Below are 12,588 nucleotides of genomic sequence, written 5' to 3'. Positions count from 1 at the left end.
GTGTTTGGTAGCTGATTATATGCATATTATGGGTGAATACATATCAGTTAAATCTGGGACGTAATTGTTCAGCCATATAATCCAGAAAGGTGCGACAGACCAGAGATAACCCCTTACTGGAAGCAAAGATGGCATGCACATGAGTTGATGGCGAGCGCCACTGTGGTAACACCTGAACCAAACGTCCGTCATCGATAGCTTTGTAACAGTCATATTCCGGAATTAACGTAACGCCCAAGCCCTTAGCCGCCGCCTGAACCAGCACATTAAGGTTGTTTGCTGACAGCCGAGGCTGTATATCTATTTTCACCCGCTGCTGTTGCTCATTCTCTAATACCCAATGACTCATCCGGCTACGACTCAGGGTAGGTAAACAACTTAATCCTTCCAGAGTTAATTGATTACTGTTCTGAGCAACGAAATCAGGGCTGGCAACCAGCCAGTCCCGCTGATTTCCCAGACTTTTCATATGTAAATTCGAATCAGCCAACGGTAATGGCTTGGCCTGAAATGCAATGTCTATTCCTTCATCAAGAATATCCACATCACGATTAATCGCCAGTAAGTCAATTTGCACTTCATGATATTGAGCCAGAAAGTCCTGTACCAAAGGGCCGATCAAAACTTCACTCATCATCACTGGAGCACTGATCCTTAAGCGCCCTTTTGGCTGACCGGAGATATCATCAATTATCTGTTGGGCCACTTCTGCCTGCTCCAGCATTTTGACGCACTGTTCAGCATATTTTTGCCCAATGTCGGTAATTTGCAGCTTACGGGAAGAGCGCTGTAACAACCTGACTCCCAAATGCGTCTCCAGTTCCGCTACCCGTCGACTGATTAAGGATTTCGAAACGCCCAGCGCTTTACCTGCCGCAGTAAAACCATGGTGCTGAACAACCGCAGCAAAATAGGCCATATCATTTAAATCCCGACTCATTTCTTATTGTCCTGAAAATGGAACGATATGTTTCAAATTTAAATATTTCACATTAATTATGCAACGAATATTCTTATCCCGGTTAATAAAACACAAGCAATAGGAAACGAACTATTGATTAAGAGAGGTCTTGACCTTCCAGAATAGCACTGGAATTCAGCCGACAACTGAATGAGGGTAGCACGCCAAACATGGAAGTTTGGCGAGGCATGGCTTCGTCTGGAACGAATCCATGCCGGTGCGTAAACCCGAATAAAGGCGGAGGGAAGTCGCCGTCAGGCGACCTGGATTCGGGTGCGAAGGCGCGGAGGTGCAGGAGGCGTTCGCCTTAACGCCTCCTGCTCGGCCACTCGCACTATGGTTAATTTAGATACTGCACTATTAGTGGACGAAACATACTCAAAACTGAATGTCTTTTTATTAACAAGCAATATGTTAGGTAAAAAACACAAACAACAGGAACAAATTTTTATGAATATCTTACATATCGACTCCAGCCCCTTTATCGAAAACTCTGTCTCCCGGGAGCTGTCAGCCGCCATTGTTACCGCATTGCAGCGAACAGAGCCTGAAGTCAATGTCGTTTATCAGGACTATGGCACTAATCCACCGCCACACCTGTCAGCAGAAGCCATGACCTGCCAGCGTTCACACCAGAGCACAAATCTATCAGATAACGCCCTGGCAGAAATCGCAGCCGTTAATCAGGCCATCGAACAGCTGAAAATGTGTGATGTTTTGGTTATTGGCTCTCCAATGTACAACCACTCCATTTCCAGCCATCTGAAAACCTGGCTGGATCTGATTTGTCAGGCAGGAAAAACCTTCCGTTACGCATCTGGTGGCCCGGTTGGCTTACTGAAAGACAGACCTGTATTTATCGCCTCATCTCGCGGCGGTATTTATAGCCGTGGGGAAGGTTTAGCTCATGATTTTCAGGAGCCTTATCTGGTTTCCATGTTGGGCACATTAGGTTTAAAGGACATTCATATGGTTCGGGCAGAGGGTGTCAGTATGTCCCATCCCGGCAGAGATGTAGCAGTGGCTAATGCTATGCAGCAAATCAGTCAGATGTTTAATTTACCAGCGATGGCACAACCAGCCTGAATCACAGTCAGACAATCACTCACAGGAGGGAAAACGCATGTTTCACACCAATGTGATCAATCAACTCACTAACTGGATTGAGGATAATCTTCAGGAGCCGCTTAATATCAAAACTGTTGCTTCGAGGTCAGGCTACTCTCCATGGCATCTGCAGCGAATGTTTAAGAGCATCACCGGTTATCCACTCGCCTCTTACATTCGCATCCAGCGACTCAATAATGCTGCCAGTGAATTAAAAAAGAGCCGGGTAACCGTGGCCGATATCGCGGCGAAATATCAATTTGATTCTCAGCAAAGCTTTTGTCGGGCATTTAAAAAGTATTTTGCCACTTCACCATCCCGCTATCGCCGGTTTTCACTAACCAATCAATCGTCAGGTTCGGCCAACAATCAGTGATACCATTCCGGCAGCAATCAATGGGCCTACCGGCACTCCGCGGAAAAATGCCACGCCAATAATGGTACCAATCAGCAGACCCGCCACAATGGTGGGCTGGCTGGTCATCAGCGTTACCCCTCGCCCCCCCAGCCAGGCTACGGCAATCCCGATAATGATTGCGACTATCGACTTCCAGTTAACAAACACCTGCAACAACATGGCCGGACTCATTTTACCGTTAGCCAGCGGTGTCATCACCGCGATGGTCAATATGGTAATACCCACGGTTAATCCATATTTCTGCACCATTGGAAATGCAGCTTCGAGTGGGGTCAGGCGGAGGATAAGCAGAACAAGAATGGCGATAGTGACGGTATTGTTGTGGCTAAGAATACCTAGCCCGGCCAATACCAGCAGGATAATCAGTGTGGGGTCAATACTGGGCATTTGCGGTAATTCTCATAAATGAAGATACAAATAAATGCTTGATGAATATCGGTTAAGAAATTCCGATATTCATCATACCGCAAATAATCAAAAGCGTTACAGTTTATCGGTTGAGAAAGTATCACACTGGCGGAAATCACCCGAATCAAAACCGCGTTTGAACCAGGTATAACGCTGCTGTGAAGTACCGTGAGTAAAACTATCCGGAATAACGCGGCCGCTGCTTTGCTTTTGCAGGCGGTCATCACCAATCGCCTGAGCTGCGTTGAGCGCTTCTTCCATATCACCCATTTCTAGTACTTGCTGTTTTTGCATACTGTGCCCCCAGACTCCGGCAAAGCAGTCTGCCTGCAACTCTTGCTTCACAGAGAGACGGTTCACTTCGGCCTGGCTACGGGATTGCTGCTGCATCGCACGAACTTTATTAGCAATACCCATCAGATTTTGTACATGGTGGCCAACTTCATGAGCAACAACGTAGGCCTGAGCAAAATCACCACCGGCTTTCAGACGAGTTTCCATATCCTGATAAAACGACAGATCGATATATACGGTCTTATCCGCCGGGCAATAGAATGGCCCCATCACTGATTCACCGGTACCGCAACCGGTACGGGTTGCGCCGCGATACAGCACCAGTTTAGGATCCTGATAGTTACCGCCCTCTTTTTTAAAGATGGCATCCCAGGTGTCTTCGGTAGAGGCCAGCACCACTGAGGTGAATTTAGCCTTTTCGTTATCCTGCGGAGAAAGAGCCTGGCTTTGCTGAGTAGGTTGTACATCGCCACCGTTTAGCAGTGGCGTCAGATCTACGCCGTAGTATCCGGCCACCAGCACCACTACCAGCAGAACCAATCCACCTTTACCCCTGGGTACTCGCATACCGCCGCCACCCATTCCACGAGAAAAACCACCTGACTCACTACGGCGATCTTCAACGTTATCGCTTTCCCGACGACCTTGCCAACGCATAATCTTGTCTCTCATCATCAACGGCCATAATTCAGGCCAATACTTACATTATATAACCTGAGTATATGCAGCAAAACATAAAAAGCTCTGGTGAAGCAGGATAACACGAATAATAAAGCATATTTTTATTGTAAAAATCACCATCACCAGATAAGCAAAAAGCCGGATAAACCGGCTTTTAACAGTGACACAGACCTTACGGAATCGATTGCGCAACTAGTCCAAATTAATACCGAGACGGTGTGCTACCTCTTCGTACGCTTCAATCAAGCCACCCAGGCTTTGGCGGAAACGGTCTTTATCCATTTTGTTAAGCGTTGTTTTATCCCACAGGCGGCTACCGTCCGGGGAGAACTCATCACCCAACACAATTTCGCCTTTAAACAGACCAAACTCCAGCTTAAAGTCCACCAGAATCAGACCGGCATCATCAAACAGTTTTTTCAGCACGTCGTTGGCTTTATAGGTCAGCTCTTTCATACGCGCCAGATTAGACTCATTCACCCAGCCAAAAGTGGTGCAATAAGATTCGTTGATCATTGGGTCATGCATGGCATCGTTTTTCAAAAACAGGTCGAACAGCGGTGGGCTAAGTTCCATTCCCTCTTTTACGCCTAAACGACGCACCAGAGATCCCGCAGCACGGTTGCGGATTACACATTCAACCGGCACCATCTCCAGCTTCTTAACCAGTACTTCAGTATCAGAAAGCAGACGCACCATCTGAGTCGGAATTCCCGCCTCTTCCAGCTTGCTCATAATGAAATAGTTAAATTTATTATTGACCATTCCTTTACGATCGAACTGCTCAATGCGCTCACCGTCCAGGGCTGAAGTGTCATTACGAAATTCCAGAACTAGCAGATCCGGATCCTCTGTTGTATAAACGGTTTTTGCCTTACCACGATAAAGTTCGGCTACCTTTTGCATCTTCAGTTTTCTCCGTTGATTTCAAATGTGATGGTTTTTATTACTAAACGTGAAATAAAAAAGGGGCGCTTAGCCCCTTTTTTCATTATTCAGCTATCAAGCTATGGTTAAATGCGGATTGCAGAACCGTAACCAGTGCGTTGTTTTCTGACTCTTTCAACACCTGGCCTTTATCGGTACTAAATTGCAGGCTGCTGCGATTATCTAAATCGCCCACCTGAATTTTGTAATCACCGTTTTTCAAATCTGGATTTGGCACACTCAATGCTGCCCAGTTACTGTTTGATGACTTGAAGGTCACGGTAATTAAGCCAAGTTGCTTATTACGATCGTTAATCTTCATGCCTACATTTTCCAGCACCGTTGGCAGACGCTCCCAAACGTTAGTATAAGGCGCGCGTACAATGACTACTGGTAAACCAGTATCATCGTGAGCAGCTTGCAGAACGATACTACCACCTGCTTTTGCAGCCTGTTGAGAACTCAGGTTGCTCTGAGTTTTATCTAAACCTTCAGTAATAGCATTCAGCATACTGATACTGTAGCGCTGCATGGAAGCTGCATCAGACACCGTTTTATCACCGGCTTTCAGTTCCAGCACTTTCACTGACAGTTGGTTCTGATAACCCTGAGGCTGAACCGCGATTTGATAACGGGCACTGTGAGCGACGTTTTCATCGCTACGCTGCCAGTTAACCCAGTCAGTTGTCAGCGTTTGGTTGGCATCCTGACGATCGGCAATGCGATAGCCTTTCTGCTCAAGAACCGCAATAACCTGAGACCACAACGCCTGATACTTGCTGCTGTTCTCTAATGAAAGCGTGGCGGTATTTGCACTGTACTGTACTCGCGATCCGGTCATCAGAGCCAGAGGCTGAGATGGCGGGCGAATATCCAGTGCTAAACCAACGTTACCGGTTGAGACAGCGTTATTACTTACCGCATACTGACCGTTCTGAACAGGCAATATCATTCCTGCCGGCGCGCGTAATTCCTTTAACGCAGGGGCTTTTAAATAGTCTTCATCGCCACTTACCTGATGCTTATATGTCTGATCGTTAGAACAAGCAGCCAGCAGCACAACCAGCGAGACACCAACTATTTTCTGTAATGAATGAACCATTAATTTTTCCTAAAATTTATAGCAGACCAGCAGACTTTAACGCCTGTTCAACTATCGGCCGGGCGCTTTGCGCCAGCGGAGTCATTGGTAACCGCATTGTATCATCAGCAATTAAACCTAAACGATAACATGCCCACTTCACTGGAATTGGGTTGGATTCAACAAACAATTTCAGATGCAAAGGCATTATCCGTTCATTAAGACAACGAGCTTCTGCAAAGTTTCCTTGCGCAGCCAATTCACATAATTTGGCGATTTCACGCGCAGCAACGTTTGCCGTAACGGAAATCACACCGTGACCACCTAACTGCATAAACTCTAAAGAGGTCGCATCGTCACCGCTGAGCAATTTAAAATCATTTCCTACCAGCGCCTGAGTCTGGCTAACCCGGCTTAAGTTACCGGTTGCATCTTTCAATGCAACAATGTTTGGCACTTCCGCTAAACGGGCAACGGTTTCAGGTAACATATCACAACCGGTGCGACCAGGAACATTATAAAGGATCTGAGGCAAATCGGTATGCTCGGCGATCGCTTTAAAATGCTGGAATAAACCTTCCTGAGTTGGCTTATTGTAATAGGGTGTTACTGATAAACAACCAATAACGCCGGTATCGTTGAAATGCTGAGTCAGAGAAATGGCTTCCGCCGTCGCATTCGCACCGGTTCCGGCGATCACAGGAATACGACCATCGGCTAAATCTAACGTTAATTTCACTACATCAACATGTTCATGATGATTAAGCGTGGCGGATTCCCCGGTGGTGCCTACGGAAACGATCGCGACAGTGCCGCTAGCCACATGATAATCAATCAGTTTTTTTAAACTGGCGCGGTCAACTGAACCTGTTGAGTCCATTGGCGTAACCAGTGCAACCATACTTCCCGTAAACATAAGCGATTCCCCTTAATAGACATATCGAACATGGTACTTTTGACCAATAGCGAAAAGCAAGCAACAACATCACTCTAACTGCTTGTCTGGGTGATTTTTTTATGTTTACCATAGTATCACCATTTTCAGGCAGGAAGTTTTAACGTGCCACAGCAATCTGAATATTACCTTGTCATTACCGCCTTGGGTACCGATCGCCCGGGAATAGTCAATACTATTACCCGGCATGTCAGTAGCTGCGGCTGTAATATAGAGGATAGCCGTCTGGCACTGTTGGGTGAAGAATTTACTTTTATTATGCTGCTTTCCGGTGGATGGAGCGCCATGATGCTGCTCGAATCTACTTTGCCACAAAAAGGGGTGGAATTAGAGCTATTGATTGTGATGAAGCGCACAACTCAGCACCCTCGCCCTCCCATGCCGGTCACGATGTGGGTAAAAGTAGAGGTAAAAGATTCACCCCACTTGATTGAACGCTTTACCAACTTATTTGATGCAGCAGAAACCAGCATTGCTGAACTTACTTCAAAAACCAGCATTTGCGAAATAACAAAAGAAGCTAAGCTGTATATTGAGATTACTTTACACAGTGCCCTGACCGGCACGCATAAAAAGGTTGAACAAGATTTCTATTGCCTCTGTACAGAACTAAATGCACAAGGCAGTATTAACATCGTAATCAATCCACAAGCATGAAAAAAGGACGGAACTAGTGATAAACCCATTAAAAGCCGGTGATACCGCCCCTGAATTTACACTCCCGGATCAAGATGGTGAAGATATCAGCCTGAGTGATTTTCAAGGGCAGAGAGTTCTTATCTATTTTTATCCAAAAGCCATGACGCCAGGTTGTACCGTACAAGCCTGCGGATTACGGGATAACATGGATGAACTAAAAAAACTCGGCGTAGACATTCTGGGTATCAGTACTGATAAACCAGAAAAGCTATCTCGCTTTGTTGAAAGAGATCTGCTGAACTTTACGCTGCTTTCTGACGAGGAACATCAAGTTTGCGAACTGTTTGGTGTTTGGGGTGAAAAAACCTTTATGGGTAAAACCTATGATGGAATTCATCGCATCAGCTTTTTAGTTGGCACTGATGGAAAAATTGAAAAAGTCTTTGATGATTTCAAAACCAACAACCACCATGAGATTGTACTGAACTATCTAAACGGTAAAGGTTGACGGATTTTTATGGCAACGGCTACCCCATCAGGGGAGGTAGCCGTTGTTTGTTTCGTTTTTTTTAACGCAGATTCTCTGCTATCAAATCGTCCGGCCAAACGTGAATAACCGCTTTAACCAGTGTCGCCAGAGGAATCGCAAAGAACACACCCCAGAATCCCCACAGCCCACCAAAAATCACTACCGACAGAATAATCACCAACGGATGCAGGTTAACTGCTTCTGAAAATAAAAATGGCACCAGTATGTTACTGTCCAGCCCCTGAACCACCAGATAGGCAATAACCAGCGTCCAGAAATCAGGCCCGATTCCCCACTGAAATAACGCCACAATAAACACCGGTATGGTGATTAGCACTGCGCCGATATAAGGAATTAATACCGATATCCCAACCAATACCGCCAACAACAGGGAATAGCGCATATCCATAAACCAGAACACCAGATAAGTGGCCACACCAACAATCACAATCTCAACTACTTTGCCGCGAATATAGTTAGTAATTTGTTGGTTCATCTCCAGCCATACTTTACCTGCCAACCCACGGTTACGCGGTAATATGCGATGTACCGCATAAATCATCTGACGTTTATCTTTCAGCAAGAAGAACACCATCAGCGGCACCAGAATCAAATAGATCGCCAGCGTTAATAGCCCCATCAGTGATGCCATCGAGTATTTCACTACTGAATCCGCCAGACCGGCCAGTTTGGTACGCAGATTTTCCGCAAATAAATCAATAATGCCTGCGTCAACTAACGCCGGATAACGAGCAGGAAGCGTTGCAGCGAAATCATGAAAACGATTTAGCATCTTCGGCATATCCGCAACCAGATTCACCCCCTGCTGCCATGCTGCCGGCATCACGACCAGAATGGCTACACACATGATTCCACCAAACAGAATGATCACGCTGGTCGCAGCTAAACCACGAGAAAGCCCCATATCTTGTATTTTGGTGGTTGGCCATTCCAGTAAATAAGCCAGTACAATTGCCACTAATAGCGGCGCCAAAATACCATGGAAAAAATAGATAATACCGAAGCCTACAACTAAAATAATCAATAACGCTACGGCCTGGGGGTCAGTGAAACGCCGGCGATACCAGCGAGACAACATCTCCAACATAACAACCTCCGGGGGAGAAAATCTTTCATTGAATCCGTTTCAGTGCTTCATATAGATTCGAATAAAAAAACCTATAGGAAGAACAGAAATAGACAGGACAAAACATGATATTCGTTGTCTACATTATCAGGTGAGTAAACTATCGCCCGGAAATGCCTCAGCTAAGCTTCAGTTATTCGGTGCAACCGCCGCATAACAGTGATAATTTATCATGTATTGCATACTGAAGGATGGCTAACCGGAGCTATCGCTATAATAGCAACAAACCACCCGTTAACACGATAAGATTTAAGGTAACCCGATGGTTTTATCGGGAAAATGCAGACCAATGTAAGTTTAGGGAAAACGGCTCTTATTGCATCAGCAACAGAGCATGTTATGTAGGTTAATATAACTTCTGGAATTGATATCGATATGTCCACCCGTTTTGGTAAATCCTTACTCGTCACCTTATTAGGTAGTACGCTGCTATGCAGCCCGGTCATTCCGGTTATCGCTGATACTGCCAGCGACCTGCCGGATATTGGTACCACTGCCGGTGGTACACTCAGTATTAATCAAGAACTGCTGATGGGTGACTTTTACCTGCGGCAACTGCGCTCCGGCGCCCCACTGATTTACGATCCATTACTGACCGATTATGTAAATAGCCTCGGTCAAAAGCTGGTTTCTAAAGCCGATGCGGTAAGAACACCCTTTCATTTTTATCTTATCCAGAATAATGAGATCAACGCCTTCGCCTTCTTTGGCGGCAACGTAGTTCTGCACTCTTCCCTGTTTCGCGAAACGGACGATGAGAGTCAGTTAGCTTCAGTCATGGCTCACGAAATTTCACACGTTACTCAACGCCATTTAGCGCGCGCTATGGAAGAACAGCAGCGTAATGCGCCATTGACCTGGGTTGGTGCTTTAGGTTCGATTTTACTGGCGATGGCTAACCCACAGGCAGGCATGGCGGCATTAAGCACGACTATTGCCGGAACCCAACAGGGTATGATCAGTTTCACTCAGTCTAATGAACAGGAAGCTGACCGTATCGGCATTCGCGTACTGCAACGCGCTGGTTTTGATCCAATGGCGATGCCTGACTTTATGCAAAAACTGGCGGATAAATATCGTTATGCCAGTAAACCACCAGAAATGTTACTGACTCACCCATTGCCAGACAGTCGTATGTCTGACACCCGCAGCCGTGCAGCACAGTTAGGTCATAAAGTGGTCGCCTCTTCACAGGATTATCTGTTCGCTAAACTGCGGGTACTGGGCATGTACGGCGGTATGGATGGGCTAAGCCAGTTTATGCTGGATGATTATAAAAAAGGCAATGCCCGTGAACAGATGGCAGGAAAATATGGTCAGGCGATCCTCTACTACAAATCCAAGCAGTTCGATGCCGCTCGTAACATTATTCAGCCACTGTTAACTCAGCAACCCAACAATGTTTGGTTCCTCGATCTGGCCACCGATATCGATTTGGAGCAAAACCGAGCTCCACAAGCTGTCAGCCGTTTAGAACAGGCAATTAAGAGCCAGCCAAACAGTGCTGTATTACAGCTCAATCTGGGTAATGCCTATATTGAAGCCCGCCAGACAGCCAAAGCGACCACCTTGCTTAATCGCTATACCTATAGCCACCCGGAAGATCCTAACGGTTGGGACTTGCTGGCGAAAGCCGCTGCCGATCAGGGGTTACGTGACGAAGAGTTAGCAGCCCGGGCAGAGAGTATGGCACTGGTAGGTCGCCTCGATCAGGCGATTAATATGCTGACTACCGCCAGCGCTTCGGTGCAGGTTGGAAGCCTGAAACAGGCTCGTTATGACGCACGTATCGACCAATTACGCCAGTTGCAACAGCGCTTTAAACAGTTTGACCGATCTTAAGAATGACCTCAGGAGAACAATAATAATGACTAAAACCGTAACTATTTTTCATAACCCTCGTTGTAGTACCAGTAGAAAAACGCTGGAGCTGTTAGAAGAAAAAGGGATTAAACCTGATGTTGTGTTGTATATGGATACACCACCCGACAGCAAACAGATTCACACCCTGTTAAAACAGTTAAACTTCAGTTCCGCTCGTCAACTTATCCGCACTAAAGAAGACTTGTATAAAGAGCTAAATCTGGCGGATGCCTCAGAGCAGGCACTGATTGACGCGATGACCACTAACCCTAAACTGATTGAACGCCCTATTGTGGTAGTCGGTAAGCATGCAAGATTAGGTCGACCACCAGAAAATGTACTGGAAATTATCTGAATCTACGCCCACGTTATTTAAGGATGAATAATGAAAAAGTCACATCTACACTCATTATTTATGGGTAACCTGTTCTTTGCCGGTTTGGTTATGTCTGGCAGCCTTTTCGCCGCTGAGTATATTCCCTCTCTGGAGAAAACCAGGCTATTTACCGAAATAACCCATGACTGTAGGGATGTTGTACTAAAAGACTGGAAGCCTGCAACCCGTGATGTTTTAGCCAAATACGATGTCGATGTCACCGCGGCTAAAGTATGTAATGGTGGGGATTACCCGGTATTTTATGTCAGTCTCAAATACGATCCTCAAGGGCAAACCGCTGACTTTTATCAACCGTTTTATGAGGCGATGAAAAAAGCCAATAAAGACCGGCCCTATTCGATGGTTTCCGACCTTGATGAACTGATCATTAATGTCACTTATGGTCAAATGGGTGAAACCAGAACTGATTTCGAGCGTTTTCAGCCCTGTACGTTATGAAATGGTGTATGAAGCTTATAGCTCCAGCGCTTCTTTAACAAAAGGAATGGTTAATTTACGTTGGGCCGTGATAGATGCCGAATCTAAACGGTCCAACGTTTCAAACAGAGTTCGCATATCCCGCTCAAGTCTCTTCAGCAGAAAACGCCCCACGTCTTCCGGTAGTTCAAAACCGCGTAGTTTTGCCCGTAGAATCAGCGCCTGAAGTTTGTCTTCGTCTGACAATGGATGTAATCGATAGATTTGCCCCCAATCCAGACGTGAAGCCAAATCGGGCAGAGACAGGTTCAGTTGACGAGGTGGAACATCGCCGCTAATCAACAGCCGGGTAAATCCGGTTTCAAGGATGCGGTTATACAGGTTGAAGATGGCCATTTCCCACTCGCTGTCACCGGCAATACATTCAATATTATCAATACAGACCAGTGCCAGTTGCTCCATACCGTCCAGCACTTCAGGCACAAAATAGGTGCGCTTATCTAAGGGTACATAGCCTACAGCCATACCCTTTTGAGAGAGTGCAGAACAGGCAGCATTAAGCAGATGGCTCTTTCCACTGGCATCGCCAGACCAGAAGTAGATATAAGTACTGTGTTCTTGTTCCAGTGCGGAATGAATAGCAGAAAGCAGCGACGCATTTTCGCCGGGATAAAAGCTGGCAAACCGCTCATCATCAGAAAGATAGAGAGGAAAAGATAGCTGCGTCGATGTATTCAGAAACACCTCAAACTAAAAAAACCAAA

Annotated in this window: 15 protein-coding genes; 7 read left to right on the top strand and 8 right to left on the bottom strand. The window is 46.1% G+C overall.

Annotated features, from left to right (window positions below):
- Positions 1 to 43 precede the first annotated feature (43 nt).
- The gene (locus tag I2494_RS15035) at positions 44 to 940 is read right to left on the bottom strand and encodes a LysR substrate-binding domain-containing protein (RefSeq protein ID WP_218467691.1); all 897 of its coding nucleotides are present in this window, start codon (positions 938 to 940) and stop codon (positions 44 to 46) included.
- A 471-nt stretch (positions 941 to 1,411) separates the two neighbouring features.
- Between I2494_RS15035 and I2494_RS15030 the strand changes: the two genes are divergently transcribed.
- Both I2494_RS15030 and I2494_RS15025 read left to right on the top strand, forming a co-directional pair.
- Complete coding sequence (locus I2494_RS15030) at positions 1,412 to 2,047, top strand: FMN-dependent NADH-azoreductase (RefSeq protein WP_218467690.1); 636 nt, start codon at positions 1,412 to 1,414, stop codon at positions 2,045 to 2,047.
- Between the two features lie 37 nt (positions 2,048 to 2,084).
- Positions 2,085 to 2,444: a helix-turn-helix domain-containing protein gene (locus I2494_RS15025; protein ID WP_218467689.1), complete on the top strand. Its 360-nt coding sequence runs from the start codon at positions 2,085 to 2,087 to the stop codon at positions 2,442 to 2,444.
- On the opposite strand, the gene I2494_RS15020 is transcribed toward I2494_RS15025, so the two are convergent.
- From I2494_RS15020 to dapA, 5 genes are all read right to left on the bottom strand, one after another.
- Entirely contained in the window at positions 2,421 to 2,873 is a 453-nt protein-coding gene (locus I2494_RS15020) for a DUF441 domain-containing protein (protein ID WP_218467688.1), read from the bottom strand. The two genes, I2494_RS15025 and I2494_RS15020, sit on opposite strands and share 24 nt — an antisense overlap.
- Positions 2,874 to 2,969: 96 nt before the next feature.
- Positions 2,970 to 3,845, bottom strand: a complete 876-nt coding sequence (ypfJ, locus tag I2494_RS15015; RefSeq protein WP_218467687.1) for a KPN_02809 family neutral zinc metallopeptidase — start codon at positions 3,843 to 3,845, stop codon at positions 2,970 to 2,972.
- A 216-nt stretch (positions 3,846 to 4,061) separates the two neighbouring features.
- Positions 4,062 to 4,775: a phosphoribosylaminoimidazolesuccinocarboxamide synthase gene (gene purC, locus I2494_RS15010; protein ID WP_130592930.1), complete on the bottom strand. Its 714-nt coding sequence runs from the start codon at positions 4,773 to 4,775 to the stop codon at positions 4,062 to 4,064.
- An 85-nt stretch (positions 4,776 to 4,860) separates the two neighbouring features.
- On the bottom strand, positions 4,861 to 5,898 hold the full coding sequence (gene bamC, locus I2494_RS15005) for an outer membrane protein assembly factor BamC (RefSeq protein WP_218467686.1): 1,038 nt from the start codon (positions 5,896 to 5,898) through the stop codon (positions 4,861 to 4,863).
- A gap of 16 nt (positions 5,899 to 5,914) precedes the next feature.
- The gene (gene dapA / locus I2494_RS15000; RefSeq protein WP_218467685.1) at positions 5,915 to 6,793 is read right to left on the bottom strand and encodes a 4-hydroxy-tetrahydrodipicolinate synthase; all 879 of its coding nucleotides are present in this window, start codon (positions 6,791 to 6,793) and stop codon (positions 5,915 to 5,917) included.
- Between the two features lie 144 nt (positions 6,794 to 6,937).
- On the opposite strand from dapA, the gene I2494_RS14995 reads away from it, so the two are divergent.
- Both I2494_RS14995 and bcp read left to right on the top strand, forming a co-directional pair.
- Positions 6,938 to 7,489, top strand: coding sequence for a glycine cleavage system transcriptional repressor (locus I2494_RS14995; protein WP_130592933.1), 552 nt, complete (start codon positions 6,938 to 6,940; stop codon positions 7,487 to 7,489).
- A 19-nt stretch (positions 7,490 to 7,508) separates the two neighbouring features.
- A complete protein-coding gene (gene bcp, locus I2494_RS14990; RefSeq protein ID WP_130593760.1) occupies positions 7,509 to 7,979 on the top strand; it encodes a thioredoxin-dependent thiol peroxidase in 471 nt (156 codons plus the stop codon).
- 61 nt (positions 7,980 to 8,040) lie between these two features.
- Here bcp and I2494_RS14985 read toward each other — a convergent pair whose 3' ends face one another.
- On the bottom strand, positions 8,041 to 9,108 hold the full coding sequence (locus I2494_RS14985; protein ID WP_130592934.1) for an AI-2E family transporter: 1,068 nt from the start codon (positions 9,106 to 9,108) through the stop codon (positions 8,041 to 8,043).
- Positions 9,109 to 9,522: 414 nt separating this feature from the next.
- Here I2494_RS14985 and bepA point away from each other — a divergent pair, with 414 nt between their 5' ends.
- The 3 genes from bepA to I2494_RS14970 are packed head-to-tail and all read left to right on the top strand — an operon-like array spanning position 9,523 to position 11,845.
- Entirely contained in the window at positions 9,523 to 10,989 is a 1,467-nt protein-coding gene (gene bepA / locus I2494_RS14980) for a beta-barrel assembly-enhancing protease (RefSeq protein WP_218467684.1), read from the top strand.
- A 25-nt stretch (positions 10,990 to 11,014) separates the two neighbouring features.
- On the top strand, positions 11,015 to 11,365 hold the full coding sequence (gene arsC, locus I2494_RS14975) for an arsenate reductase (glutaredoxin) (protein WP_218467683.1): 351 nt from the start codon (positions 11,015 to 11,017) through the stop codon (positions 11,363 to 11,365).
- A gap of 30 nt (positions 11,366 to 11,395) precedes the next feature.
- Positions 11,396 to 11,845, top strand: coding sequence for a hypothetical protein (locus I2494_RS14970; RefSeq protein WP_218467682.1), 450 nt, complete (start codon positions 11,396 to 11,398; stop codon positions 11,843 to 11,845).
- A gap of 15 nt (positions 11,846 to 11,860) precedes the next feature.
- Here the strand turns inward: I2494_RS14970 and hda are convergent, their stop codons facing one another.
- On the bottom strand, positions 11,861 to 12,568 hold the full coding sequence (gene hda / locus I2494_RS14965) for a DnaA inactivator Hda (RefSeq protein WP_130592938.1): 708 nt from the start codon (positions 12,566 to 12,568) through the stop codon (positions 11,861 to 11,863).
- Positions 12,569 to 12,588: the final 20 nt, after the last annotated feature.

The organism is Limnobaculum allomyrinae (assembly GCF_016649425.1).
Taxonomy (GTDB): domain Bacteria; phylum Pseudomonadota; class Gammaproteobacteria; order Enterobacterales; family Enterobacteriaceae; genus Limnobaculum; species Limnobaculum allomyrinae.
Note: the sequence above shows the minus strand (reverse complement) of the source record. Positions and strands in the feature narration are given on the sequence as shown.

Excerpts from the sequence above, each read along its gene's own strand:
- I2494_RS15035 (WP_218467691.1), bottom strand. The coding sequence starts at position 940 with ATGAGTCGGGATTTAAATGATATGGCCTATTTTGCTGCGGTTGTTCAG.
- I2494_RS15030 (WP_218467690.1), top strand. The coding sequence starts at position 1,412 with ATGAATATCTTACATATCGACTCCAGCCCCTTTATCGAAAACTCTGTC.
- I2494_RS15025 (WP_218467689.1), top strand. The coding sequence starts at position 2,085 with ATGTTTCACACCAATGTGATCAATCAACTCACTAACTGGATTGAGGAT.
- I2494_RS15020 (WP_218467688.1), bottom strand. The coding sequence starts at position 2,873 with ATGCCCAGTATTGACCCCACACTGATTATCCTGCTGGTATTGGCCGGG.
- ypfJ (WP_218467687.1), bottom strand. The coding sequence starts at position 3,845 with ATGCGTTGGCAAGGTCGTCGGGAAAGCGATAACGTTGAAGATCGCCGT.
- purC (WP_130592930.1), bottom strand. The coding sequence starts at position 4,775 with ATGCAAAAGGTAGCCGAACTTTATCGTGGTAAGGCAAAAACCGTTTAT.
- bamC (WP_218467686.1), bottom strand. The coding sequence starts at position 5,898 with ATGGTTCATTCATTACAGAAAATAGTTGGTGTCTCGCTGGTTGTGCTG.
- dapA (WP_218467685.1), bottom strand. The coding sequence starts at position 6,793 with ATGTTTACGGGAAGTATGGTTGCACTGGTTACGCCAATGGACTCAACA.
- I2494_RS14985 (WP_130592934.1), bottom strand. The coding sequence starts at position 9,108 with ATGTTGGAGATGTTGTCTCGCTGGTATCGCCGGCGTTTCACTGACCCC.
- bepA (WP_218467684.1), top strand. The coding sequence starts at position 9,523 with ATGTCCACCCGTTTTGGTAAATCCTTACTCGTCACCTTATTAGGTAGT.
- arsC (WP_218467683.1), top strand. The coding sequence starts at position 11,015 with ATGACTAAAACCGTAACTATTTTTCATAACCCTCGTTGTAGTACCAGT.
- I2494_RS14970 (WP_218467682.1), top strand. The coding sequence starts at position 11,396 with ATGAAAAAGTCACATCTACACTCATTATTTATGGGTAACCTGTTCTTT.